This window comes from Micromonospora sp. NPDC052213 (assembly GCF_040679695.1).
Classification (GTDB): Bacteria; Actinomycetota; Actinomycetes; order Mycobacteriales; family Micromonosporaceae; genus Micromonospora.
The window spans coordinates 1-23,694 of record NZ_JBFAVI010000101.1; the positions used below are offsets into that span (position 1 = coordinate 1).

Annotated in this window: 26 protein-coding genes and 1 pseudogene; 12 read left to right on the forward strand and 15 right to left on the reverse strand. The window is 76.4% G+C overall.

Annotated elements, in window-relative coordinates; all coding sequences use genetic code 11:
- Positions 1-96: 96 nt before the first annotated feature.
- Genes AB0L34_RS22275 through AB0L34_RS22285 form a run of 3 tightly spaced genes read right to left on the reverse strand, consistent with a single transcriptional unit; the run spans position 97 to position 1,473 of the window.
- Positions 97-396, reverse strand: a complete 300-nt coding sequence (locus tag AB0L34_RS22275; protein ID WP_363706231.1) for a BON domain-containing protein — start codon at positions 394-396, stop codon at positions 97-99.
- Between the two features lie 46 nt (positions 397-442).
- Positions 443-1,105, reverse strand: coding sequence for an STAS domain-containing protein (locus tag AB0L34_RS22280; protein ID WP_363706233.1), 663 nt, complete (start codon positions 1,103-1,105; stop codon positions 443-445).
- A complete protein-coding gene (locus tag AB0L34_RS22285; RefSeq protein WP_363706235.1) occupies positions 1,102-1,473 on the reverse strand; it encodes a GlsB/YeaQ/YmgE family stress response membrane protein in 372 nt (123 codons plus the stop codon). The genes AB0L34_RS22280 and AB0L34_RS22285 overlap by 4 nt, the downstream gene beginning before the upstream one ends.
- A 238-nt stretch (positions 1,474-1,711) precedes the next feature.
- Between AB0L34_RS22285 and AB0L34_RS22290 the strand changes: the two genes are divergently transcribed.
- The 3 genes from AB0L34_RS22290 to AB0L34_RS22300 are packed head-to-tail and all read left to right on the forward strand — an operon-like array spanning position 1,712 to position 4,337.
- The gene (locus AB0L34_RS22290) at positions 1,712-2,386 is read left to right on the forward strand and encodes a response regulator transcription factor (protein WP_350686351.1); all 675 of its coding nucleotides are present in this window, start codon (positions 1,712-1,714) and stop codon (positions 2,384-2,386) included.
- Positions 2,383-3,738 (forward strand): HAMP domain-containing sensor histidine kinase, encoded by a 1,356-nt coding sequence (locus AB0L34_RS22295; RefSeq protein WP_363706237.1) that lies wholly within the window; start codon positions 2,383-2,385, stop codon positions 3,736-3,738. The genes AB0L34_RS22290 and AB0L34_RS22295 overlap by 4 nt, the downstream gene beginning before the upstream one ends.
- Positions 3,735-4,337: a GerMN domain-containing protein gene (locus AB0L34_RS22300; RefSeq protein ID WP_363706238.1), complete on the forward strand. Its 603-nt coding sequence runs from the start codon at positions 3,735-3,737 to the stop codon at positions 4,335-4,337. Before AB0L34_RS22295 ends, AB0L34_RS22300 begins: the two co-directional genes overlap by 4 nt.
- A 229-nt stretch (positions 4,338-4,566) precedes the next feature.
- On the opposite strand, the gene AB0L34_RS22305 is transcribed toward AB0L34_RS22300, so the two are convergent.
- Positions 4,567-6,279, reverse strand: a complete 1,713-nt coding sequence (locus AB0L34_RS22305; protein WP_363706240.1) for a sulfatase-like hydrolase/transferase — start codon at positions 6,277-6,279, stop codon at positions 4,567-4,569.
- Between the two features lie 79 nt (positions 6,280-6,358).
- Positions 6,359-7,066: pseudogene (locus AB0L34_RS22310) on the reverse strand (CDP-alcohol phosphatidyltransferase family protein); the annotation flags it as partial.
- A gap of 92 nt (positions 7,067-7,158) precedes the next feature.
- Between AB0L34_RS22310 and AB0L34_RS22315 the strand changes: the two are divergent.
- The 7 genes from AB0L34_RS22315 to AB0L34_RS22345 all read left to right on the forward strand — a co-directional run bounded on the left by AB0L34_RS22315 (position 7,159) and on the right by AB0L34_RS22345 (position 12,882).
- A complete protein-coding gene (locus tag AB0L34_RS22315; protein WP_363706242.1) occupies positions 7,159-8,139 on the forward strand; it encodes a dehydrogenase in 981 nt (326 codons plus the stop codon).
- Between the two features lie 3 nt (positions 8,140-8,142).
- Positions 8,143-8,541 (forward strand): 6-carboxytetrahydropterin synthase, encoded by a 399-nt coding sequence (locus AB0L34_RS22320; RefSeq protein WP_363706244.1) that lies wholly within the window; start codon positions 8,143-8,145, stop codon positions 8,539-8,541.
- Between the two features lie 139 nt (positions 8,542-8,680).
- Positions 8,681-9,709, forward strand: coding sequence for a glycosyltransferase family 4 protein (locus AB0L34_RS22325; RefSeq protein ID WP_363706267.1), 1,029 nt, complete (start codon positions 8,681-8,683; stop codon positions 9,707-9,709).
- Positions 9,706-10,521, forward strand: coding sequence for a methyltransferase domain-containing protein (locus AB0L34_RS22330; RefSeq protein ID WP_363706245.1), 816 nt, complete (start codon positions 9,706-9,708; stop codon positions 10,519-10,521). The genes AB0L34_RS22325 and AB0L34_RS22330 overlap by 4 nt, the downstream gene beginning before the upstream one ends.
- A 69-nt stretch (positions 10,522-10,590) precedes the next feature.
- Positions 10,591-11,526, forward strand: coding sequence for a lysylphosphatidylglycerol synthase domain-containing protein (locus tag AB0L34_RS22335; RefSeq protein ID WP_363706247.1), 936 nt, complete (start codon positions 10,591-10,593; stop codon positions 11,524-11,526).
- 11 nt (positions 11,527-11,537) lie between these two features.
- On the forward strand, positions 11,538-12,197 hold the full coding sequence (gene ribA, locus AB0L34_RS22340) for a GTP cyclohydrolase II (protein WP_363706249.1): 660 nt from the start codon (positions 11,538-11,540) through the stop codon (positions 12,195-12,197).
- The gene (locus AB0L34_RS22345) at positions 12,190-12,882 is read left to right on the forward strand and encodes a dihydrofolate reductase family protein (protein ID WP_363706251.1); all 693 of its coding nucleotides are present in this window, start codon (positions 12,190-12,192) and stop codon (positions 12,880-12,882) included. Before ribA ends, AB0L34_RS22345 begins: the two co-directional genes overlap by 8 nt.
- Before the next feature lie 108 nt (positions 12,883-12,990).
- Here AB0L34_RS22345 and AB0L34_RS22350 read toward each other — a convergent pair whose 3' ends face one another.
- From AB0L34_RS22350 to AB0L34_RS22365, 4 genes are all read right to left on the reverse strand, one after another.
- On the reverse strand, positions 12,991-13,554 hold the full coding sequence (locus tag AB0L34_RS22350; protein WP_357461668.1) for a GNAT family N-acetyltransferase: 564 nt from the start codon (positions 13,552-13,554) through the stop codon (positions 12,991-12,993).
- 75 nt (positions 13,555-13,629) lie between these two features.
- The gene (locus tag AB0L34_RS22355) at positions 13,630-14,466 is read right to left on the reverse strand and encodes an ABC transporter ATP-binding protein (protein ID WP_363706253.1); all 837 of its coding nucleotides are present in this window, start codon (positions 14,464-14,466) and stop codon (positions 13,630-13,632) included.
- 47 nt (positions 14,467-14,513) lie between these two features.
- Positions 14,514-15,542 (reverse strand): iron chelate uptake ABC transporter family permease subunit, encoded by a 1,029-nt coding sequence (locus AB0L34_RS22360; protein ID WP_363706255.1) that lies wholly within the window; start codon positions 15,540-15,542, stop codon positions 14,514-14,516.
- Positions 15,539-16,489, reverse strand: a complete 951-nt coding sequence (locus AB0L34_RS22365; protein ID WP_363706257.1) for an iron chelate uptake ABC transporter family permease subunit — start codon at positions 16,487-16,489, stop codon at positions 15,539-15,541. Before AB0L34_RS22365 ends, AB0L34_RS22360 begins: the two co-directional genes overlap by 4 nt.
- Positions 16,490-16,706: 217 nt before the next feature.
- Here AB0L34_RS22365 and AB0L34_RS22370 point away from each other — a divergent pair, with 217 nt between their 5' ends.
- Positions 16,707-17,744 (forward strand): ABC transporter substrate-binding protein, encoded by a 1,038-nt coding sequence (locus AB0L34_RS22370; RefSeq protein ID WP_357461674.1) that lies wholly within the window; start codon positions 16,707-16,709, stop codon positions 17,742-17,744.
- A complete protein-coding gene (locus tag AB0L34_RS22375; protein WP_363706259.1) occupies positions 17,741-18,586 on the forward strand; it encodes a siderophore-interacting protein in 846 nt (281 codons plus the stop codon). Before AB0L34_RS22370 ends, AB0L34_RS22375 begins: the two co-directional genes overlap by 4 nt.
- Positions 18,587-18,653: 67 nt before the next feature.
- Here the strand turns inward: AB0L34_RS22375 and AB0L34_RS22380 are convergent, their stop codons facing one another.
- The 6 genes from AB0L34_RS22380 to AB0L34_RS22405 all read right to left on the reverse strand — a co-directional run bounded on the left by AB0L34_RS22380 (position 18,654) and on the right by AB0L34_RS22405 (position 23,583).
- The gene (locus AB0L34_RS22380) at positions 18,654-19,139 is read right to left on the reverse strand and encodes a GNAT family N-acetyltransferase (protein WP_357461677.1); all 486 of its coding nucleotides are present in this window, start codon (positions 19,137-19,139) and stop codon (positions 18,654-18,656) included.
- Between the two features lie 128 nt (positions 19,140-19,267).
- Positions 19,268-20,815 carry a serine hydrolase domain-containing protein gene (locus tag AB0L34_RS22385; RefSeq protein WP_363706261.1) on the reverse strand — a complete coding sequence of 516 codons (1,548 nt, stop codon included), beginning with the start codon at positions 20,813-20,815 and terminating at the stop codon, positions 19,268-19,270.
- A 29-nt stretch (positions 20,816-20,844) separates the two neighbouring features.
- Entirely contained in the window at positions 20,845-21,165 is a 321-nt protein-coding gene (locus AB0L34_RS22390; RefSeq protein WP_357461682.1) for a hypothetical protein, read from the reverse strand.
- Positions 21,162-21,497: a winged helix-turn-helix domain-containing protein gene (locus tag AB0L34_RS22395; protein WP_357461684.1), complete on the reverse strand. Its 336-nt coding sequence runs from the start codon at positions 21,495-21,497 to the stop codon at positions 21,162-21,164. The genes AB0L34_RS22390 and AB0L34_RS22395 overlap by 4 nt, the downstream gene beginning before the upstream one ends.
- Positions 21,498-21,724: 227 nt before the next feature.
- Complete coding sequence (locus AB0L34_RS22400; RefSeq protein ID WP_363706263.1) at positions 21,725-21,874, reverse strand: hypothetical protein; 150 nt, start codon at positions 21,872-21,874, stop codon at positions 21,725-21,727.
- 155 nt (positions 21,875-22,029) lie between these two features.
- Complete coding sequence (locus tag AB0L34_RS22405; RefSeq protein WP_363706265.1) at positions 22,030-23,583, reverse strand: NAD(P)/FAD-dependent oxidoreductase; 1,554 nt, start codon at positions 23,581-23,583, stop codon at positions 22,030-22,032.
- Between the last annotated feature and the right edge of the window lie 111 nt (positions 23,584-23,694).

Genomic DNA, 23,694 nt, shown 5'->3' on the forward strand with positions numbered 1-23,694 from the left:
CCCCCGTTTGGGGGTGGCCCTGAACGCATTTGGTCGAGGCCGGGCCGCCACCGCGGCCCCGCCGACGGCGCCGCCGGTAAGCGACGGCACCGCCGGTCAGCGACGGGGACGCCGGGGGCCGGCGAGCCGCAGGGCGTTGCAGACGTCGACGACACCGCGTACGTCCCAGGCGATCTCGGCGGCCACCTGCCGGGCGTCCGGGCCCGCCACGACGCCCGTGAGGATGACGACCCGGTTCTGCACGGTCACCACGATCTGCTGGCCGCGCGTGGACCAGTCGCTGCTCACCCGCTGGGCGACCAGCGCGGCCAACCGGGCGTCCTCGTCCTCGGGCGTCGGCCGGAGCGGCTCGGGACGGAACGCGCCCTCGTCCGGGTACGGCCAGGGCATGAGCATGTGGGCGTCCTCTCGCCAGGGTGCGGGTGCGGGTGACGGTGTCGGGTCAGCGGGACGGCGTGTCGGCCGGCGCCGGGTGACCGGCCCGGTCCGGTCCGGCCACGGTGGCCGTCAGCCCGGCGGGCTCGCCCGCCCCGGTCGGGGAGAGCCGCCGGACGGCCTCCTCCGGGCTGGCGAAGATCGGGAACAGGCCGTCCAGCCGCATGGTGTGCAGGACGGTGAGGATGAAGCGGGACGGGGCGGCGAGGCAGAGCACGGCACCGCGTTCGCGGGCGTCGCGGTGGGCCCGGACGAGCAGGCCGAGCCCGTTCGCGTCGATCAGGTGGACCCGGGTCAGGTCGACCACGATGTGCCCGCAGACGTCGACCGCCTGCCGCAGCGCGGTCCGCAGGTCGTCGGCGATGTCGACGTCGATGTCACCGGAGGCGGTCGCCACGGCGACGTCGTCGAGGTGGTCCACCCCCAGCGCCCCGCCGGCCACCTGGGCGCCGCGACCGGCCTCGCCGCCGCGCCCGGCGTCCGGGCCGAGGAGGCTGCAGCGGGGGCAGCGGTGCGGGCCCGTCGCGAAGGGCGAGCCGCTCCAGCCGTGCTCGGCGACCAGGGTCCAGACGACCTCGGCGTCCGGCAGGACGCAGGCGGTTCCCGTTGTCACGTCTCCGCAGCTGTCGCAGATCAGCGTCATCGCGTTGTCGTCCGGTACGACGGTCATGGCGTCTTCCTCCACGGGAGGTCGGTCGAGGCGACGCGCCGGTCCGCGACCGGCGGCGTCGGGTCGGAATCGAGGTCCGGCCGCGTCCGGCGGGCCGGCACGGGCGGGCGCCGGGGGCCCGCCGTGGCGGCCACGAGGGCGACGCCGAGGACGGCGGAGCCGGCCGGTACGGCCAGGTGCCACAGGCCGGACCGGCCGGTGTCGAGGCCGACGATGCGGGCCAGGATGACGCCGAGGACGGCGGTGACGATCCCGGTCACCAGGGCCAGCCAGGCCGGCACCTCCCGCCGGCGGGGGAGCGCCATCCAGCCCGCCGCGGCGACGAGGAGACCCACGGCGAGTGCGGTGAGAAGACCGGCGACGGTCATCTGCTCCCTCCTCCGCAGGACCTGGTCCGCCGACATGCGGGACCTCGCGAGAGCCGACGGGCTGCCGCTCCGGCGGGCCCGGCCCGACCGGGGTGACCGGCGGGCCGGACCGGTGTCGTACACCACCCTGGGCGCCGCCCGTGGCGCGGGCCACGCGGTTGTATGACAGTTGCGTGACAAAACCGTCGAACGCCGGACACGGTTGGGCGCTCGCGCCCGCCTTGGGGATGATGCGGGTATGACGGGCGTGCTGGTGATCGAGGACGACGACCGGATCCGTCTGGCGCTGCTGCTCGCGCTCGAGGACGAGGGCTACGCCGTCCGGGGGGCGGCCACCGCCGAGGAGGGGCTGCGGATGCAGCGCCGGGAGCCGGCCGACAACGTGCTGGTCGACCTGATGCTGCCGGGCCTCGACGGCTTCGAGTGCATCCGGCAACTGCGCCGCGACGACGACGTACCCATCGTGGTGGTCAGCGCCCGCGACGACACCCACGACATCGTGGCGGCGTTGGAGGCCGGGGCCGACGACTACGTGGTCAAGCCGGTGGCGGTCAAGGAGCTGTCGGCGCGACTGCGGGCGCTGCGCCGCCGGGCCCGGGCCGTGCCCGCGCCCGTGCCGGTCCTCACGTTCGGCCCCCTGGAGATCAGCCCGGACGCGGGAGAGGTGCGTCGGGCCGGCCGACCGGTGCCGGTGACCCGCACCGAGTTCCGGTTGCTGTGCGAGCTGGCCGAGCACGCCGGCCGGGTGCTGTCGCGCCAGCAGCTGCTCCAGCGGGTCTGGGGCTACGACACCGGTGACGAGCGGCTCGTCGACGTGCACGTGGGTCGGCTGCGGCAGAAGATCGAGGACGACCCGGGCAGCCCCCGGCACCTGGTCACCCTGCGCGGCCTCGGCTACAAGCTGACCCGGTGAGGCGGCTCGGGCTGCGGGCCCGGGTGTCCGCCGGATTCGCCGTCGGCGCGCTGCTGCTGTCGGCGTCCATGGCGCTGGTCTCGTACGAGTTGACCAGGCGGTCCCTGCTCGACGAGCGGGAGCGCACCGCGGTGCGGGCGGCGTACTTCGACGCGGCGGTGGTGCGTACCGGGCTGGACACGGAGGACCCCGACGTCGTGGAGGTGCTGCGGTCCCTCGACACCGGCGGCAACCGCCGACCGCTGTTGCACCGCGGCGACGACTGGTACGCCCGCAACGCCGACGCCGGCCTGACCGCCGCGATACCGGTCGACCTGCAACAGCTCGTCCGGACGGGGGAGCCGGCCGTGCAGCGGGTGCGGGTCAACGGCCAGCCCACCCTGCTCGTCGGCCTGCCGCTGGCCCCGTCCACCAGCTACTACGAGCTGACCTCGCTGCGCGAACTGGACGAGACCCTCCAGGTCCTGGCGCTCGCGCTGACCGCCGTCGCCATCGTGGTCGCCGGCTCCGGCGCCGCCCTGGGCTGGTACGCCACCCGGCACAGCCTGCGCCCGTTGACTGCGGTGGCCGACGCCGCCCAGGAGATCGCCGACGGCAACTTCTCCGCCCGGCTCGCGCCGACCACCGACCCGGACCTCACCCGCCTCTCCACGTCGTTCAACCACATGGTCGACCAGCTCTCCCAGCGCATCGAGCGGGACCGCCGCTTCGCCGCCGACGTCAGCCACGAGCTGCGCTCGCCGCTGCAGACCCTGGCGGCGGCGGCCAGCGTCCTGGCCCGCCGCCGGGAGCACCTCGACGACCGGACCGCCACCGCGGCCGGCCTGGTGGCCGACGAGATCACCCGGTTCCAGCAGCTGGTCAACGACCTGATCCAGCTCGCCCGCAGCGACCAGCCGGCGGACCGGGGGCCGGTCGACGTGGCGGCGCTGGCCCGCCGGGTGTGCCAGGCGCGCGGGCTGCCGGGCGCGCTCGTGCACGCGGCCGGCGGGGCCGCCACGACCTGGCTGGTCGACCAGCGTCGCGTCGAGCAGATCCTGGCCAACCTGGTCGACAACGCGATCCGCCACGGCGGTGGCCCGGTGGCGGTGCGGCTGTCGCAGCAGGACGGGACGGGCATCGTCGAGGTCGACGACGAGGGGCCGGGCGTGCCCCCGGCCGACCGGGACGTCGTCTTCGACCGTTTCGTCCGTGGCCGCGCCGCGCACGCCCGCGCGGCCGGCGACGGCACCGGCCTCGGGCTCGCCATCGTCGCCCAGCACGCCGCCGCGCACCGGGGACGCGCCGGTGTGGGCGACCGTCCCGGCGGGGGCGCCCGCTTCCGGGTCGAGCTGCCCGGGGTGTCGTCGTGAGCCGCCGCGCGCGCCGGCCGGGACGGTGGCAAGGCGCCGGTGCTGCGCTCGTCGCCCTCGGGCTGCTCGTCGGCTGCGGCGTCCCGACGGAGGACGCCCCCCGCACCGTGGCGCCGCCGCCCGGGCCGTTCCCCACCTCGGGCACGGTCGTGGCGACCCTGACCCCGACCCTGACGGCGGGGCGGGCGACGGCGGTGCTCTGCTTCGTCCGCGACGACCGCCTGGTGCCCGTCGAGCGCCGGGTGGACGCCACGCCCACCGTCGACGCCCAGCTCCAGCAACTGCTCGCCGGCCCGACGGCCGCCGAGCGTGACAGCGGCCTCAGCACCGCACTGCCGGGGGCCGTCGCGGCCGCCGTCGCCCGGCCCCGGGGCACGGACGTCGACGTCGACGTCGGTGAGGCAGGCGACGAGACGGGCCGCAGCGACGAGGTCCTCGCCTTCGGCCAGATCGTCTGCACCCTGACCTCCCGCTCCGACGTCGACACCGTGGCGTTCCTGCGGGGCGGGGTGCCGCTCGGGGTGCCGCGCGCCGACGGCTCGCTGTCCCGGCGCCCCCTCACCGTCGCCGACTACGCCGACCTCGTCGCGCCCCGGTGACGGCCGGCCTCCCCGCCAGGCGGAGCCGACGGGTCGCCCGCGGCGGCCGGTAGGAGCAGGCGGGAGGCCCGCCGACCGGCAGCGCAACAGGCGGCCCGCCGGCGGACCGACACCGGAGCAGGAGGGCCGACCGGCACCGGAGCGGGCGGCCCGCCGCCGACCGCCGGGGCCGGGACCGGCCTGGTGCCGATCGCCGTCGCCCCCGGTCAACCCGCTGGGGTGCCGGGGGTCATCCGCTGAAGGCGGTCAGGAACCGGTCGCGGAAGGCGTCCATGGGCCACACCGGAGCGTCCGGGGCGGGCCGCAGGCCGTCGGTCCAGCCCCAGCCCGCGATCCGGTCCAGCACGGCGGGATCGCGGGCGACGACGGTGACCGGCACGTCCCGGCCGGCGCCGTCGCCGGTGACGACCGGGGCGGGCTGGTGGTCGCCGAGGAAGACCAGCACGAGGTCGTCGTCGCCGTGCCTCTCCACGTAGGACACGAGGGCGGCCAGCGAGTATCCGACGGCCCGGCGGTAGCCGGCACGCGCCTGCGACGACGGGCTCTCCTCGGTCTCCCCGTGGAAGACGCTGCCGTCGCCGACCGCCGCCCAGTCGACCAGCCGGGGGATCTTCGTCCAGGGGGAGTGGCTCGACACGAGCGCCATCTCGGCCATCACCGGCGCCCGGCCCGCCCGAGCCCGCTCCAGGCGCTCGAAGGCGGCCAGCGTGTACTGGTCGGGCATCGGGGCGTAGCCGAACCTCGGCCCCCGGTAGCCGAGGCTGCGACCGTCGTAGAAGCGCTGGTAGCCGAAGAAGGCGCCCTCCGGCCAGGGCCGGGTGGCGGCCGGCATCACGCCCACCGTGCGCCAGCCGGCCCGCCGGAACGCGCCGCCCAGCGTCAACCGGTCGCCGGCCAGCAGGCTGCGGTGCCGCTGCTCGTTGTCGATCCACAGGCCGGACAGCAGCGTGGCGTGGGCCAGCCAGCTGCCGCCACCGACCGTCGGCGAGGTGAGGAAGCCGCTGCGGGAGGCGTAGCCGGCCGCGCGCAGGCGGCGGTCCCCGTCGGTGAGCACCGCGCCGACGGCCGGGGCGAACTCCGGGTCCTCCACCGCGTCGCGGCCGTAGCTCTCCACGAAGGCGACCACCACGTCCTTGCCCCGCAGCGCGGTCAGCAGCCGGTCGCCGGGGACGTCCCGGAACGGATCGGCCCCGACCTGGGCCGCGAACACCGCCCGGTCCCGCAGCCGGGCGCGTACCTGGAGCGCGTGGCCGCCGACCAGATCGGTGGCGGCCGTGTCGGCGACCGGTACGCCGGGGACGATCCGCACGCCGAACGCGGCGCAGGCCACCCACACGACCACCAGCCCCGCGACTCCCCGCCGCGTGGCCGTGCGGTGCCGGACCAGCAGGCGGGTCAGCCGCAGCACGGACCGCGTCGTCCCGACGACCAGGGCGGCGAGCAACAGCACGACCGCGACGACCGCGCCGGTCGCGCCCGCCCGGCCCGTCGAGTCGGTGAGGAACCCGACGGCGTCGTCGAGCAGCGCCCAGTCGAGCACCATGTCGAACGGGCGGCCGAGCGCCGCGAGGAAGCCCAGGTCGGCGACCTTCAGCACGGTCAGCAGGCCGAGCAGCGCGCCGGCGAGCGCCGCCACCGGCCGCCGCGCCCGCGCCGGCAGGGCGAGCAGCAGGGCGACGGCGAGCAGCCCCTCCAGGGGGATCCGCACGAACCCGCCGGGCGTGAGCCGACCGGGCTGGTGCGGCGCGGTCAGGGCGGCCAGCACCAGCAGGGCGGCCGACGCGGTGGTCGCCCACGCCGCGACCCGGCGCGCTCCCCGCCGAGCCCCGACCTGCCCGGGGGTACGCGCCGTCGAGTCGCGGTCGGTCGGTGCCGTCGAGTCGCGGTCGGTTGCGGGCGGCGGTGGGTCCGGGTGCGGCGCGGGCGAGCGGCGGTCAGTCACGGGCGGCGACGAGTTCCCGGCGTACCGGCGACGGCCGCGCGCCGACCGGGCTCGCCGCCCCGGGCCGCCGGGGCGGGGCCGGTCGGGCGGGCCGGTGCCGCCACAACCAGCCGACGTCGCGGCCGAACGACTCGACGAGCAGGGCCAGCGCCACCACCAGCACGAGTGCGGTCCCCGACCCCGGCAGTACCCCGGCCGCCGCCACCAGCAGCAGGACCCCCTGCGCCGCCGCGACGACCTTGCGCCAGTACCGCGCGGGCAGCGGCCGGCGCATCCAGGGCAGCGCCCAGCCCGCGGCGACGAAGGCGTACCGCATGGCGCCGAGGAGGAGCACCCAGCCGCCCACGGCCGGCGCGACGTGCAGGCCGAGGACGAGGATGAGGAACGCGTCGACCTCCATGTCGAAGCGCGCCCCGAGCGCGCTGGCGGTGCCCGTGCGCCGGGCCACGTACCCGTCGACCGCGTCGAGCGCCAGCGCCACGGCGGTGAGGGCGACCAGCATCCCCACCGGCGCGGCCCGGTCGACGGCGGGCGTGAGCGCGTCCACGGTCAGCGCCGTCACGCCGCCGACGAGGAGGGCCCGGGCCAGCGTCACCCGGTCGGCCGGCCCGAGGACGCGCCCCGCCGCGCGGCTCAGCCCCCGGCCGAGCGCCAGGCACAGCACCGCCCCGTACGCGGTCCCGGCGAGCCAACCCGCCGGCCCGAGGCCGACCGTGCCGGCCAGCCCCGCCAGCAGGACGATCTGGACGACGAACCCGATTGCCGGGCCTTTTCGAACCGTGGGCACCGTGCCTCCGTGTCTATGATCGATGACTCTCGACAGGAACTACGGGAAATGTCGCCGTCCGGTTCGCTCCGGACGCGGGTGAGGGGGAGCCGGTGACCCGCGAGGCGCGCGCCTTCTGGCTCCGTACGCCCGGCGAGGGCGAGATCCGGGCGGCGCCGCTGCCCGTCCCCGGCCCCGGTGAGGTGCTCGTGCGCAGCCGCTACTCCGGTGTCAGCCGGGGCACCGAGACCCTGGTCTTCGCCGGTCGCGTCCCCGCCGACCAGCATCGCGCGATGCGCGCGCCGTTCCAGGAGGGCGACTTCCCGGCGCCGGTGAAGTACGGCTACCTCAGCGTGGGCGTGGTCGAGCAGGGGCCGGCCGAGCTGTGCGGCCGGACGGTGTTCTGCCTGCACCCGCACCAGACGGCGTACGTGGTGCCGGCCGAGGCGGTGGTGCCCGTACCGGATGCGGTGCCGCCGGCCCGCGCGGTGCTCGCCGGGACCGTGGAGACCGCGGTGAACGCGCTCTGGGACGCCGCGCCCCTGGTCGGCGACCGGGTGAGCGTGGTCGGCGGCGGCATGGTCGGCTGCTGCGTCGCGGCCCTGCTCGCCCGCTTCCCCGGAGTGCGGGTCGAGCTGGTCGACGCCGACCCGGCCCGGGCGGAGGTCGCCGCCGCGCTCGGCGTCGGGTTCGCCCCGCCCGCGCGGGCCGCCGGTGGGCGGGACCTGGTGGTGCACGCGAGCGCCACCGCCGCCGGCCTGCGGCGGTCGCTGGAGCTGCTCCGCCCGGAGGGCACGGTCGTGGAGCTGAGCTGGTACGGCGACCGGACCGTCGACCTGGCGCTGGGCGGGGCGTTCCACTCCGGACGGCTGACCATCCGCAGCAGCCAGGTGGGCGCGGTCGCGCCGGCCCGGCGGGACAGCCGCACCCTCGCCGACCGGCTGGCGCTGGCCCTGGAGCTGCTGGCCGATCCCGCCTTCGACGCGCTGCTGACCGGGGAGTCCCCGTTCGCGGAGCTGCCCGACGTGCTCGCCCGCCTGGCCGCGGGCAGCCTGCCCGCGCTGTGCCACCTCATCACCTACGACGGGGAGTGATCCGTGTTCAGCGTTACCGTCCGTGACCACATGATGATCGCGCACAGCTTCCGGGGGGAGGTGTTCGGGCCGGCGCAGCGCCTGCACGGGGCGACCTTCGTCGTCGACGCCACCTTCCGCCGCGCCGACCTCGACGCCGACGGCGTCGTGGTCGACATCGGACTGGCCACCGCGCAGCTCAGGGCCGTGCTCGGGGAGCTGACCTACCGCAACCTGGACGACGAGCCGGCCTTCGCCGGGGTGAACACGACCACGGAGGTGCTCGCCCGGACCGTCGCCGACCGCCTCGCCGCGCGGGTGCGGGCCGGCGACCTCGGCGCGGGCGCCCGCGCGCTCGCCGGCATCACCGTCACGCTGCACGAGTCGCACGTCGCCTGGGCCGGCTACGAGCGGCCCCTCTGAGGCCCGGGTGGGCGACCACGACGCCGCGCCGGCCGGAGGCGGGGCCGCGCCGGGCGACCACGGGGCCCCGCCGGGCGGAAGCCGGGCCGCGCCGGCCGGAGGCGGGGGCCCGACCGTCGGCGGGGGCCGCCGGGCGACCGTGCACGTCGTGCTGCCGAACGACATCGACGACCCGGCCACGCCGAGCGGCGGCAACACGTACGACCGCCGGCTCTGCCGGGGCCTGTCGGCGGCCGGCTGGGCGGTCCGGGAGCACGCCGTGCCCGGTGACTGGCCCCATCCCGACGCGTCCGCGCGCGCCGGACTCGCCCGGGTGCTCGCGGCGCTGCCCGACGGGGCGGTGGCCCTGCTCGACGGGCTGGTCGCCTCGGCCGCGCCGCAGGCGCTCACCCCGCAGGCCCGGCGGTTGCGCCTCGTCGTCGTCGTGCACCTGCCGCTGGAGCACGACGCCGAGGGCGCGGCCCTGGGAGCCGCCGTCGCGGTGGTCACCACCAGCGAGTGGACCCGGCGGCGGCTGCTCGCCCGGTACGCGCTGCCCGCCGACCGGGTGCACGTCGCCCCGCCGGGCGTCGACCCGGCCCCGCCCGCGCCCGGGACGCCGGCCGGCGGGAACCTGCTCTGCGTCGCGGCGGTCGCCCCACACAAGGGGCACGACGTGCTGGTGGAGGCCCTGGCGGCGGTCGCCGACCTGCCGTGGGACTGCGTCTGCGTGGGCGCGCTGACCCGGGACCCGGGGTTCGTGGCGCGGCTGCGCCGGCAGCTGGTCGGGCACGGCCTCGCCGACCGGGTGCGCCTGGTCGGCCCGCGCACCGGGGCGGCCCTCGACGCCGCGTACGCCGCCGCCGACCTGCTGGTGCTGGCCTCGCGCCGGGAGACGTACGGGATGGTGGTCACCGAGGCGCTCGCGCGCGGGATCCCGGTGCTGGGCACCGCCGCCGGCGGGCTGCCCGAGGCTCTGGGCCGCGCGCCGGACGGCACGCCGCCGGGCCTGCTGGTGCCGCCCGACGACCCGGCGGCCCTGGCCGGCGCCCTGCGGCGCTGGCTCGGCGAACCGGGGCTGCGCCGGCGGCTGCGGCGGGCGGCGCGCGACCGGCGGGACACGCTCGACGGCTGGCCGGTCGCCGCGACGGTGGCGGGCGCCGTGCTGGAAGGGGTGACGACCGCATGACCGTGGAGCTGCCGCCGCACTTCGCGGACTGGCTGACGCTGCGCGAGCCCGCCGACGCGGCGGCCCGCGCCGGGGACCTGGTGGACCTCGTCCGCAGCCGGTTGGCCGGGCCGCTCGTCGTGCACGACCTCGGCACGGGCACCGGGTCGATGGGGCGCTGGCTGGCCCCGCGGCTGCCCGGGCCGCAGCACTGGGTCCTGCACGACCAGGACGCCGACCTGCTGGCCCGCGCGGCCGCCGGGCTGCCCCGGGCCGCCGGCGGCGGCCCGGTCACCGCCGAGGTCCGGCGCGGCGACCTGACCCGGCTGACCGCCGCCGACCTGGCCGGCGCGTCGCTGGTGACCGCGTCCGCGCTGCTGGACATGTTCACCGCCGAGGAGGTCGGGCGCCTCGTCGCGGCCTGCGCCGGGGCCGGCCGCCCGACGCTGCTGGCCCTCTCGGTGACCGGCCGGGTGCGGCTCACCCCGGCCGACCCGTGGGACGCGGAGATCGCCGCCGCGTTCAACGACCACCAGCGCCGCACGGTCGGCGGGCGCACCCTGCTCGGGCCCGACGCCGTCGACGCCTGCGCGGCGGCGTTCGCCCGGCACGGCGTCGACGTGGCGCTGCGGCCCAGCCCGTGGCGGCTCGGCCCGGAGCAGGCCGCGCTGGCCGGCGAATGGTTCACCGGCTGGCTGGACGCCGCCCGCGAGCAGCGGCCCGAGCTGGTCGGCCCGACCCGGGCGTACGCCCGCCGGCGCCGCGCCGAGATCGCCGCCGGCCGGCTCGGCGTGCTGGTCGACCACCTGGACCTGCTGGCAGGGTGTGGCTGAACCCGGGGGGAGTCCGGTGCGTGCCTACCGACAGGAAGACCGCCGAGGGAGGGCCGAGGTGGAGGCGACGTGACCGCGCCGGCGCGGCGGTTCGGGGCGTGGGCGCGGGCGCTCGGCGGCCTGGCCGTGCTCCTCGTGCTGCTGGGCTGGCTGGGCGCCGGCCCGTTCCTCGACGGGCTCCGGCTGATCGACGCACCGGCGCTGGCCGCCGCGCTCGCCATCGGGGCGGTGACCACCGTCTGCTGCGCCTGGCGGTGGAGCCTGGTGGCCGGGGGACTGGGGGTGCGGCTGCCGCTGCCGACGGCGGTCGCGCACTGCTACCGCGCGGTGTTCCTCAACGCGACGCTCCCCGGCGGCGTGCTGGGTGACGTGCACCGGGCGGTGCGGCACGGCCGCGACGTCGGCGACGTCGGCCGGGGCGTCCGCGCGGTGGTCTGGGAGCGCACGGCCGGGCAGGTAGTGCTGGCCGCCGTCGCGGTGGTCGTGCTCGCCGCGTTCCCCTCCCCGGTCCGGCCGTACCTGCCGGCCGTCAGCGCGCTGCTGCTGGTGGCGGCCGGGCTCGGCGCCGTCGTGCTGGCCCGCGCGCTGCCCACCGCCGGGCCGTCGCGGTGGGCGCGGGCGGCCCGCGCGGCGACGGCCGACGTCCGGGCCGGGCTGCTCGCCCGCCGGACCTGGCTGGGGGTGCTCGTGGCGTCCACCGTGTCCGTCGCCGGCCACCTGGCCACGTTCGTGCTGGCCGCACGCACCGCGGGTTCCACCGCGCCGCTGACCCTGCTGGTGCCGCTGACGCTGCTGGCCCTGCTGGCCATGGGGGTGCCGGCGAACGTCGCCGGCTTCGGCCCCCGGGAGGGCGTGGCCGCGTGGGCCTTCGACGCCGCCGGCCTGACCGCCGCCGAGGGCGTGGCCGCCGCGACGGTGTACGGGGCCCTGGTGCTCGTCGCGAGTCTTCCCGGCGCCGCCGTCCTGGTGGCCCGTCGTGTCCGCGTGCCCACCGGCACCGTCTGACGAGGAGTCCGATGTCCGAAACCCCGCCCGCCGCCACGGTCCGTACGCAGGTCACGGTCCCGTTGAGGTTCCCCGACGGATTCGCCACCACCGCACGGGTGTTCTCCTTCGACGGCCTGGCCGACGGCCGGGAGCACCTCGCGTTCGGCCTCGGTGACCGGGCCGGCCCGCGCGAGCGGGGGGCGGCGGCCCCGTCGTCGCCGCCGCTGGTGCGCCCGCACAGCGAGTGTCTGACCGGGGACGTGTTCGGCAGCCAGCGCTGCGACTGCGGCCCACAGCTGCGCGAGGCGGTCGAACGCATCGCCGCCGCCGGCGGCTACCTGCTCTACCTGCGCCAGGAGGGACGCGGCATCGGCCTGTACGCCAAGCTCGACGCGTACGCGCTGCAGGACGCCGGGCTGGACACGTACGAGGCGAACCTGGCGCTGGGGCACCGGCCCGACGAGCGGGACTACACCGTGGCCGCGCAGATGCTCGCCGCCCTGGGCGTGGACCGGGTCGCGCTGCTGAGCAACAACCTGGACAAGGCGGCGCAGCTCGGCCGCCTCGGGGTGGTGGTCGCCTCGCGGGTCGCCACCGGGGTGTACCTGTCCCCGGCCAACGCCGGCTACCTGGCGGCGAAGGCCAGCCACGGCGACCACGCCCTCGACCTGCCGCTCGTCCGTGACTGAGCGCCCGTACGTCCTGCTCAGCTGCGCGACGTCGATGGACGGCTACCTGGACGACGCGAGCGGGCAGCGGCTGGTGCTGTCCAACGAGGCCGACCTGGACCGGGTCGACGAGGTCCGGGCCGGCTGCGACGCGATCCTGGTCGGCGCGGGCACGGTCCGGCGGGACAACCCGCGCCTGCTGGTCCGCTCCGCGCGGCGCCGCGCCGCCCGCCTCGCCCGCGGCCTGCCGGCCTCACCGCTCAGGGTGACGTGGACGGGCTGCGGCGACCTGGACCCGACCGCCCGGCTCTTCACCACCGGCGGCGCCGACCGGATCGTCCACTGCGCCACCTCGACGGTGGAGAAGACCGCGGACCGGCTGGCCGGCCTGGCCACGGTGGTGGACGCGGGCGAGCCCGTGGACCCGGCGCGGGCGCTGGCCGACCTCGCCGCACGGGGCGTGCGCCGGCTGATGGTGGAGGGCGGGCCGACCGTGCTCGCGCAGTTCCTCGCCGCCGGCCTCGCCGACGAGTTGCACCTGGTGGTGGCCCCGTTCCTCGTCGGCGACCGCCGGGCGCCCCGGTTCGTCGGCGACGGCCGGTTCCCGTGGCACCCCGGCCGCCGCGCCCGGGTGGCGGAGGCCCGCCAGATCGGCGACGTGGTGCTGATCCGCTACGCCCTCTCGGCGCGGTGCGACGGGGGCTGAGCCCACCCGGCGTCGCCCGAGCGCCCGCCGGCCGGACCGTGCACGGCCGGGCCGGGGTGGCACGTGGGGCGGGGCCCGTCGCCTGGACCCGGGGAGCGCCTCCGGCGGTCAGCGGCGTGCCTCGAACGACTCCCGGTCGAGGAACATCAGCCGCGCCCGCTTGTCGGGCAGGTCGATCAGCGGGCCGGCGACGAAGCCGGTCCGCAGCAGCCGGTCCACCGCCTTGTCGTTGCGCGCGTCGGGCTCCATCACGATCCGTCGGCGCAGCGGGTCGGCGAAGACGAAGCCGAGGAACACGCCCAGCAGCGCGCCCGTGAAGCCCCGCTCGGTCCTGGTCGGCGGGCCGATCAGCAGGTGCGCGCCGTGGTCGCCGGGCCGGACGTCGTAGCACTGGCCGACCGGGTCGGCCGCCGGCTCGTACGTCTGGAACAGCGCGACCGGCACGCCGTCGCGGTGCACCAGCCACGCGTGGTGGGTGGTCAGCGAGTCCAGGTAGCGGTAGATCTCGGCGACCCGCTCGCGACCGGCGTCGCGCATGCCCCAGAACCGGGCCCGTTCCTCGCTGACCCAGCCGTGGATCAGGTCGACGTCGGTGTCCGGGTCGACGGGGCGGATCGTGACCCGGCCGAACCCGTCGACGTCCTGTCCGTAGGTGCTGGTCGCCTCACGCATCGCGCCCACCGTACGCGATTCCGGTCGATGCGCGCGGACGTGGCCCCGCGTGGCACCCGGCCGACGCGAGGCGGCTCAGGCGGGGTCCCCGCCGGCGACCGCGACCGCCGGGGCGCCCGCGCCGGCCCCGCGGCGGGCGGCGGGGACGACCAGGGGGGTGCCGGTCTCCGGGTCGTCGATGACCCGGCAGGGCAGCCGGAAGACCTCCTCGACCAGCTCCGCGGTGACCACCTCCCGGGGCGGGCCGGCGGCGACCACCCGCCCGTCGCGCATCGCGATCAGGTGCGTCGCGTAGCGGGCGGCGTGGTTGAGGTCGTGCAGCACCGCCACCAGGGTGCGGCCCTGCTCCTCGTGCAGCCGGGCGCAGAGGTCGAGGATCTCGATCTGGTGGGCGATGTCCAGGTAGGTGGTCGGCTCGTCCAGCAGCAGCAGGGGCGTCTGCTGGGCCAGCGCCATCGCGATCCACACCCGCTGCCGCTGCCCGCCGGACAGCTCGTCGACCGGCCGGTCGGCCAGGTCGGCCACCCCGGTCGCGGCCATCGACTCGGCGACCACCCGCTCGTCCTCGCGTGACCACTGCCGCAGCAGCCCCTGGTGCGGGTACCGGCCCCGCGCGACGAGTTCGGCGACGCCGATGCCGTCCGGGGCGACGGACGTCTGCGGCAGCAGGCCGAGGGTGCGCGCGACGCCCCGGGCCGGCAGCCGGTGGATGTCCTCCCCGTCGAGCAGCACCGCCCCGGCCGTCGGCTTCAGCAGCCGGGACAGGGCGCGCAGCAGGGTCGACTTGCCGCAGGCGTTGGGGCCGATGATGACGGTGAAGGAGCGGTCGGGCACGGCGACGCTCAGGTCCTCGGCGATGGTCCGCCGTTCGTAGGCGAGGGTCATCGCGCTGCCGCTCAGCCGGGACTGCATGCTCCGTGCTCCGTTCTCGTCGTGGGTGGCCCGCCGGCCGTGCGCGGTCACAGCCGGCCGGCCCGTCGTTCGGTGGCGAGCAGCCAGATCAGGTAGGCGCCGCCCAGCACCCCGGTCACCACGCCCACCGGCAGTTGGTGCCCAGGGAACGCGCGTACCGCGAGCTGGTCGGCGGCGACCAGCAGCACCGCCCCGACGGCCGCCGACGGCAGCAGGTTCGGCCCCGGCGCCCGGGTCAGCCGCCGGGCCAGGTGCGGTGCGGTGAGCGCCACGAAGTTCACCGGCCCGGCGGCGGCCGCGGTGAGGGAGACCAGCAGCACCGCCGCCGCCAGCACGACCAGGCGTACCCGCTCCACGCGTACGCCGAGGGCGGAGGCGGTGTCGTCGCCCATCTCGACCAGGCGCAGGGCCGGCCCGAAGCCGACCAGCAGCACGGGCACCAGCACCGCCAGCGCGACCAGCAGCGGCAGCGCGTTGACCCAGCCGCGCCCGTCCAGGCTGCCGGTGAGCCAGAGCACGGCGCGGGCGGCATCCATCAGCTGGGCCCGGGTCAGCAGCCAGCCGTTGACGCCGGTGAGGATCGCCATGGTGCCGATGCCGACCAGGATCAGCCGGAACCCGTGCACGCCGCGCCGCCAGGCGAGCGCGTACACCAGGATGCCGGTGGCGAGGCCGCCGACCACCGCCGCCGAGGCCAGCAGCACGCTGCTGCCGCCGAGCACCACCACGACCAGCGCGCCGGTCGACGCGCCCTGGGTGAAGCCCAGCATGTCGGGGCTGCCCAGCGGGTTGCGGACCAGCGACTGGAAGACCGCGCCGGCCAGCGCGAGCGCGGCGCCGACGCAGAGCGCGGTCACCAGCCGGGGCAGCCGCAGCTCGGTGACGATGAACTCCTCGGCCGGGCTGCCTTGGCCGGCGAGGGCGCGCAGCACGTCGGCGGGGCTCATCGGGTAGTCGCCGCTGCCGATGGCGAGCACGCTCAGCGCCAGGGCGAGCACCACGCAGGTGAGGCCGACGGCGATGGCGCGGGGGCGCAGCCGCAGGGACAGGCCGCCGGGGGTGCGGATGGTGATCACGGGTGGGCCACCCGCCCGCGCAGCACCAGCCAGAGGAAGAGCGGCCCGCCCGCCACGGCGGTCACCATGCCGACCTGGAGCTCGCCAGGCCGGCTCAGCACCCGGCCCAGCACGTCGGCGCCGAGCAGCAGCGCCGGGGCGAGCACCGCGCAGTACGGCAGCAGCCAGCGCAGGTCCGGTCCGGTGAGCGCGCGGACCAGGTGCGGCACCAGCAGACCGACGAAGACGATCGGCCCGCAGGCCGCCGTGGCGGCGCCGCAGAGCAGCGTGATCGCCACGATGACGGTGCCCCGGACGAGGGCCGGCCGGGCGCCGAGCGCGCGCGCCGCGTCGTCGCCGAGCGCCAGCGCGTTGAGCGCGCGGGTGGCGGCCAGGGCGACCAGCAGACCCGCCGCGATGAACGGCGCGACCGTGCGCACGGTCGACGCCTCGGCGCTGGCCAGCGAGCCGACCGTCCAGAACCGCAGCCGTTCCAGCGACGCCGTGTCGAGCAGCATCACCGCGCTGACGTACGAGTAGAGGGTCGCGTTGAGCGCCGCGCCGGCCAGCGCCAGCCGGGCGGGGGTGGCCCCGCGCCCGCCGCCGACGAGGTAGACGGCGGCGGTGACGACGGCCGCGCCGAGCAGCGCGAACCAGACCTGGCCGCCGACGCCGCCGATGCCGAGCAGCGCCGCCGCGCTGGCCACCGCCGCCGAGGCGCCGGCGTTGATGCCGAGCAGCCCGGGGTCGGCCAGGGGGTTGCGGGTCAGCGCCTGCATCACCGCGCCGGCCACGCCGAGCGCCGCGCCGGCGAGCAGGCCGAGCAGCGTACGCGGCAGCCGCATCCGGTGCACGACGGCGTACTCGGCGGCGTCCCGGTGCAGCAGGCCCTGCCACACGTCGGTGAGCGGGAGCTGCTTGGCGCCCACGGCGATGCTGAGCACCGCGACGGCGACGAGCAGCAGCACCGACGCCGCGAGGCCGGCGGCCCGCGGCGCGGCGCGGTCACGCCGGGGCGTGACGGGCGGTGCCGGTGGCGCGCCGATGCGTGAGGTGAGGGTGGCGGACAGTGTGGGCTCCGATGTGGTGCGTGATTCCGGGCGGGGCTTGACAGCGATTTAGGTTAGGTTAACCTAACCCCGCTGTCCATGGTCCTTCGCCCGACCCTGATCGAAAGACACCGTCATGCCGCATCCCGTGTCCGCCCGCCGACTCTCCCGCCGGGGCCTGCTCGCCGCCGGTGGCGCCGCCACCCTGGCCGCCCTGCTCGCCGGCTGCGGCCGGGACGACGACTCCGCCGCCCCCTCCGCCGCCGGCTCCGGCGGGCCCTGGTCGTTCACCGACGACCGCAACGAGAAGGTGAGCGCCGCCAACCGCCCGACCCGGGTGGTCGCCTTCACCGGGGTCGCCGCGGCGCTGGTCGACTTCGGACTCGACAAGCAGATCGTCGGCGTGTTCGGCGAGACGAAGCGCGCCGACGGCACCGCCGAGCCGCAGGCCGGCGACCTCAACGTGGACGCCGTGGAGGTCCTCGGCAACGTCTGGGGCGAGTTCAGCCTGGAGAAGTACGCGGCCCTGCGACCGGAACTGCTCGTCACCCACATGTACGACCCGGGCGCCCTGTGGTACGTGCCGGACGAGAGCAAGGACAAGATCCTCCCGCTCGCCCCCAGCGTGGCGATCACCACCGCCCGGGTGCCGATGACCAAGCCGATCGAGCGGTACGCGCAGCTCGCCGAGTCCCTCGGCGCCGACCTGTCCGCGAAGAAGGTCACCGACGCGAAGGCCCGCTTCGAGGCCGCCGCCGAGGCGGTCCGCCAGGCGGTCAGGGCGAACCCGGGCATCAAGGTGCTCGCCTCCTCCGGCAGCCCCGACCTGTTCTACGTCTCCAACCCGAAGGTCAGCACCGACCTGATGTACTTCGCCGAGCTGGGCGTGGAGATCGTCGTCCCCACCAAGCTGGAGGCCGGCGACTACTTCGAGGCCCTCAGCTGGGAGAACGCGGGCAAGTTCCCGGCCGACCTGATCCTGCTCGACAACCGCAGCACCGCCCTGCAGCCCAAGGACATGGCCAGCAAGCCGACCTGGCAGCAACTCCCGGCGGTCAAGGCCAACCAGATCACCCCGTGGGACGCGGTGCCCCGCTTCTCGTACGCCGGCGCCGCGCCGCTGCTGGAGAACCTGGCCACCGCCATCCGGAACGCGAAGAAGGTGACCGCGTGACCACGGCGGTCGCCCTCCAGTACCGCTTCTACGCCGCGCAGGTCGTCGGCGCGCGGCGGATCGGCGCCTCCCTGATCCGGATCACCCTCGGCGGGCCGGAACTGGCCGACTTCGCCGGCGGCGGCCGGGACCAGAGCGTCTCCCTGTTCCTGCCGCACCCCGGCCAGCCCGCGCCGGTGCTCCCGGTCGAGGCGGGGACGGACTGGTTCGGCGCGTACCGGGCGATGGACCCCGACGTGCGCGCGGTGATGCGCTCCTACACCATCCGGGAGCAACGGCCCGAGCGCGCCGAGGTGGACATCGACTTCGTCAGCCACGGCGACACCGGCCCCGCCTCCCGCTGGGCGGGGCACGCCCTGCCGGGCGACCGCGTGGTGCTGCTCGGCCCGGCCGTACCCGACAACCGCAGCGTCTGCTTCCGCCCGCCGGCCGGCACCGACTCGGTCCTGCTGGTCGCCGACGAGACCGCGCTGCCCGCTGCCGCCGGGATCCTGGCCTGGCTGCCCGCCGACGCCCGGGTCCGGGCCTGGATCGAGGTCCCCGACGCGGCGGACATCCAGGAGCTGCCCACCGCCGCGCGCGCCGAGGTGAGCTGGGTCGTCCGGGGCGGCACCGCCCCCGGCAGCACCCTGCTGGCGGACGCGGTCCGCGCCGCGCGGCTGCCGGCCGGCGCCCCGTACGCCTGGATCGCCGGCGAGTCGTCGATGGTGCGCGCGGTGCGGCGGCACCTCGTCGGCGAGCGCGGCCTCGACCGGCGTCACGTCACGTTCGCCGGCTACTGGCGTCGCGGCGCCTCGGAGGAGGACCTGCGCGCCGAGGCGACCGCCGCGGCCGTCGCCTGACGGTCGGCGGCCCGGCGGCGGCACCGCGGCCGTTCCGGCGCCGCCCGGTGGACCGGGCGGCGCCGGGTCAGAACTCCCGGTACATCACGTGCAGGCCCACCCGGCCGAGGGTGGGGTGCGCGAACGCGCCGGGCACGGTGCCGACCACCGCGAAGCCCTCGCGCCGGTACAGCTCGACGGCCGAGGTGTTCGTCTCGACCACCGCGTTGAACTGCATGCCCGCGTACCCCCGCTCGCGGGCCCAGTCGAGCGCGTGCCGACACAGCGCGGTGCCCACGCCCCGGCCGCGCGCCGCGCGGTCGACCATGAAGCTCGCGGTGGAGACGTGCGATCCCGGCCCGGGGCGGTTGGTGCCCATCTTGGCGGTGCCGAGCACCCGGTCGCCGTCGACCGCCACCACGGTGCGGCCCGGCGCGGTCTCCACCCACATGTCGTACGCCTGCTCGGCGGTCATCTCCGGGTCGTAGGGGAAGGTCTCCCGCGACCGGACCACCTCCCGGATGATCGGCCACACCTGGGCCCAGTCGGCCTCGTCGAACTCGCGGATCAGCACGCCGGCACCCTAGGGGGCCGCCACCGGGTCGGCAAGGCGTTTCCGGCGGGCCCGGACCGCGCGCGACAGCGGGTCGCCGACGCCGCGCGGGCCGGGCACCGCGGATTCCGGCACCCGGTGCCACGCCACTACACCGATGCGGGCAGGGGGTCCTCCTCGGAGGCGGCGCGCGCGGGCCGGGAGCGGCCCACGGCGTTCCGCGCCCCGGCCAGGGCGAACACGGTACGGGTCAGCGCGAGGGCCCCGGCCGCCACGGCGACGGCAACGGTGGCGTGACCGATGTCCGGTGTCCAGAGCATCAGCGTGCCCAGGCCGCCGCCCAGGGACGAGGGCAGCACCCAGAGCGCGGCAGCGGCCAGCGCCGCCCAGCCGACCGCCCAGGCGGCGGCCGCGACCAGCGCCCGTACGCCCGGCGGGGGACCGGTGCGGCGCCGACGCACCCCGCCGAGCACCGTCCCGACCAGGACGACCACGAGCAGGCCGGCGACGCCGAACAGCGCGGGGGCGACCGAGAACAGCAGGGTGTCGTTCGCCGCCGGTGCGGGCGGAGCGCCGAGCAGTATTCGCGCGATGTCGAAACCGGCCGAGGCGAGCGCCGGGTCGGCGGCCGGGTGGTAGAGGTTGGCCAGCACGATCACGGCCAGCTCGGAGTCGGGCACCAGCACGACGTGCGCGAAGTAGCCCGCGGTCGCGCCGGCGTGCCAGACCAGCCGGGTGTCGCTGCCGGGCAGGGTGGTGTCCCGCCAGCCCAGGCCGTAGCGGCCGCCGCTGCCGAGGGCCGCCCGGCCGAGGTGCGCCTGCGCGACGCCGGCGCTCGACAGCACCTGCGAACCCTCGTACCGGCCGCCGTTGAGCTGGGCGATCGCGAAGTGGCCGAGGTCGGCGAGGCTGGCGGTCAGGTAGCCGTACGGGACGCCGGAGGTGTCGTACGGCGGGTCGAAACCCTGCGGTCGACCGAGGTAGCGGCGGTGGCCGGCGGGCAGGCCGACCCGCTCCGCCTCGGCGGCGGTGGCCGCCGTCTGCCGCATCCGCAACGGATCGAGGACGGTGCGACGCAGGTGGTCGGCGAAGGTGCGACCGGTGACCTCCTCGACCAGCGCACCGAGCACCATGTAGTTGCCGTCGCTGTAGCGGTGTTTCGCGCCCGGCGGCCCGACGAGCGGCACGTCGGCGAGGTCCCGTACCGACCTGGCCAGCCCGCCAGGGGTGTTGTCGTAGCGGTCGGTCAGGCCCTTGCTGGCGATCTCGGGCAGCCCGCTGGTCTGGGTGAGCAGGTGCCGGACGGTGATCCGTGCGGTCGCCGTCGCGTCGCCCAGCCGCAACCAGGGCACGTACGCGCGCGCCGGCGCGTCGAGGTCGATCCGGCCCGCCTCGGCGAGCTGCAGCACCGCCAGCGCGGTGAACGGTTTGCTCACCGAGCCGAGCAGGAAGGGTGTCCCCGCGGTCACCGGCGCGCCGTCGCCGGTGACTCCGGCGGCGTGTTCCTGCACGACCCGGTCCCCGCGTACGACGGCCGCCGCGAGCCCGGGTATGCGGTTGGCGTCCTGGTAGCGGTCCAGGTACGCCCGCACCCGGGCGGTCTCGTCCTCGGCGGCGTACGCCGGGGATCCGCCGACGGCCGCCAGGCAGACGATCGCGGCCAGGACGGCGACGGTACGTCGTAGCTGATGTCTCACTGTGCTGTCCCTGTCTGTGGGATTCCGGTTCATCCGATCTGGCTGAGCAGGCGCTCCAACTCGGTGAGGCGCGCCCTGACCTGCGCCAACTCCGTGTGGGTCGCCTGGACGTCCGACCGCAGGCCGGTCAGCTCCGCGGTCGTCTGCCGTGCGTTCTCGGCCAGCCGGGCCTGCGCGTCGCCGGCCTGCTCGGCGAGGGCGCGGTACTGCGCCTCCCGGGCGGCGGCGTGCCGGGCCCGGTAGATGCCCAGCGCCACGAACGCCACGATCGCCACCAGGGCGATCAACAGAACCGTCCACGTGACGATCGCGACCTGGGCGATGTCGTCCTCGGCTGCTGCTGTGATCACTTCTTGTCCTTTCCGAAGCCACCGGCTTCCAACGTCGGTACGGCTGCCGCGACCGTCGCGGGCGTCAGCGTCAGCGCGAACGGAACCACCTCGAACCACTTCACCGAGTTGCCGTCGGGCGCCGTCTCCAACGAGCCGGTGACGAGCCCGGCGGCCTCCAGCCGCTGCAGATGCATGTAGAGCAGGGGCCGGTTCATCTCCAGACGCCGTGCCAGCGCGCTGACGTAGCTGCGGCCCTCGGCGAGCGTGGCGATGATCCGCAGTCGGTGCGGACTCGCGAGCGCGGCGAGCGCGGCGAGCAGTTCCTCCCCGTTCGGCTGCGTCTCGTCCATCACCTGCACCTTCCCGGGTGTCAGAAATCAATGACACCCCCCTGTCAGAAGATACTGACATGGGAGGGGCGGGAGCGCCAGCGAACAGTGTTCGACGCCACCGTCGTCCGTGCCCTGGCCCGTGATCCCGTCGGCTCGCGGCCCGGCGGCCGGGGGCATCGCGATCTTCCGGGGCATGCCGAACCGCTGCCGCCGTCGGGCGGGCGGAGCGTCACGCGGCGACCGCGTCAGCTCCGGGCGAGGTCAGCGAGGTCGCGGCGGAGCAGGTCGGCCAGGAGGGCGTGCCGCCGCGGGTCGGCGGGCGCGGCGATGCCCCGGCTCGGCATCGCCACCGTGCGCCGGCCGGGGCCGAGGGACGCCCGGAGGCAGCCGGCCACGTCGCCGGGCGGTGAACGTCCGCTGCGTGGGGCCGGGCCTGCTCACCGGCCGCGCCGCCGGACCGGGCCGGTACGGCGGTCGCCGCCCGGCTGTCCCGTCGACCCGCCGCCGTCCCGGCCCGTGCGCGCCCAGCCTCGGCCGTGCGGCGGGCGGCTCAGCCGAGGCGTACCTGCGTCGGCCGTTCGGGCCGGGGGGCGCCGTCGAGCGTGGTGCCGGCCGGGGCGACGGGCCGGGCCGGCATGACGGGGGCGTCCCGGCCGGTGCCCCCGCGGCCGTCTCGGTCGCGCGTCGACTCCTCGTGGTAGTCCTGCTCCACGTTGACCGACCAGACGTCGTGGCGGGTCCCGCAGGCGATGTTCTCGGCGGTCAGCATCGCCGTGAGCATCGAGTGGTCCTGGTTGTTGTAGCGGTGCATGCCGTTGCGGCCGACCGGGTGCACGTTCGGCACCTCCCGCGCCAGCCAGTCCCGGATCACGCCCACGTTGCGCTGGTAGCGCTCGTCGTAGACCGGGTATGCCTTCGGCATCCGCACCACGTACCCGGCCTCGACGACGCCCGGCCGGACCAGGCCGAGCCGCTCCAGCTCGGCCGTCGCGGCGGCGACCAGCTCGGCGTCCGGCGTACGCCAGGTCTCGTCGTCCTCGAAGACGAAGTACTCCAGCCCCAGGCAGGTGCGGCCGTCCTTGACCAGGTACGGCGACCACGACCCGAAGTTCTGGATCCGGCCGACCTTGACCGCCGGGTCGTGCACGTAGATCCAGTTGTCCGGGAACGAGAACTCCTCGGGCACCACGAGCGCGACGGTCAGGAAGTCCCGGTACCGCAGGTCGGCCGCGGCGGCCAGCACCTCCGGCGGGGCGGCCGGGCGCAGCGCGGCCACCAGTTCCGAGATCGGCATCGAGGAGACGACGTGCTCCGCCGGCTCGGTCCGCTGCCCGCCCACGCCGTTGACGGTGACCGCCACCGCCCGGTGGTGCGTCGGGTCGCGGTGCACGGCGGTCACCCAGCTGCCGGTCTCGACCCGGCCGCCGCGCCGGCGGACCTCCTCGGCGCAGCGTTCCCACATCATCCCGGGGCCGAGCTTCGGATACTGGAACTCCTCGATCAGGCTGGTCACGTCCTTGCGGTTGCGCCGGGGCAGCACGGCGTTGCGCACCGCCTTGGCCAGCGACAGGTTCTTGATCCGCTGCGCGGCCCAGTCGGCCTGCAACCGGTCGGCCGGCATCCCCCAGACCTTCTCGGTGTACGTCTTGAAGAACATCGAGTACAGCCGCCAACCGAACCGGGCCGAGACCCAGCCCTCGAAGTGCGACTGGTCCTTCGGCGGGCGCAGCCGGGCGCGGGCGTACGAGCCCATGCACAGCGCCGCCTCCCGGACGCCCAGGTTGCGCAGGGCGTTCGCGGCGTTCAGCGGGTAGTCGAACAATGCGCCCCGGTAGTAGATCCGGCTCATCCGGGGCCGCAGCAGGAAGTCCTCGTCGGGCAGGATCTCGTGCCAGAACTCCTCGACCCGGGCGACCTTGGTGAAGAACCGGTGCCCGCCGATGTCGAAGCGCCACCCGTCCCGTTCGACGGTGCGGCTGATCCCGCCCACCACGTCGTCGGACTCGAACACCCGGACCGGGGCGCCCCGCCGGAGCAGTTCGTACGCCGCGGTCAGCCCCGCCGGTCCTGCGCCGATGACCACCGTGCCGCGCTGTTCGTCCATGCCGTGCCGCTCCCTGCTTCCGCCTGCCGGAGGCGGCCCGCTTACCCGGCATCGGCCCGGACTCACCCCGGATCCGGATGCCGGTTCCGCCGCCCGGCGACCTGGGCCGGG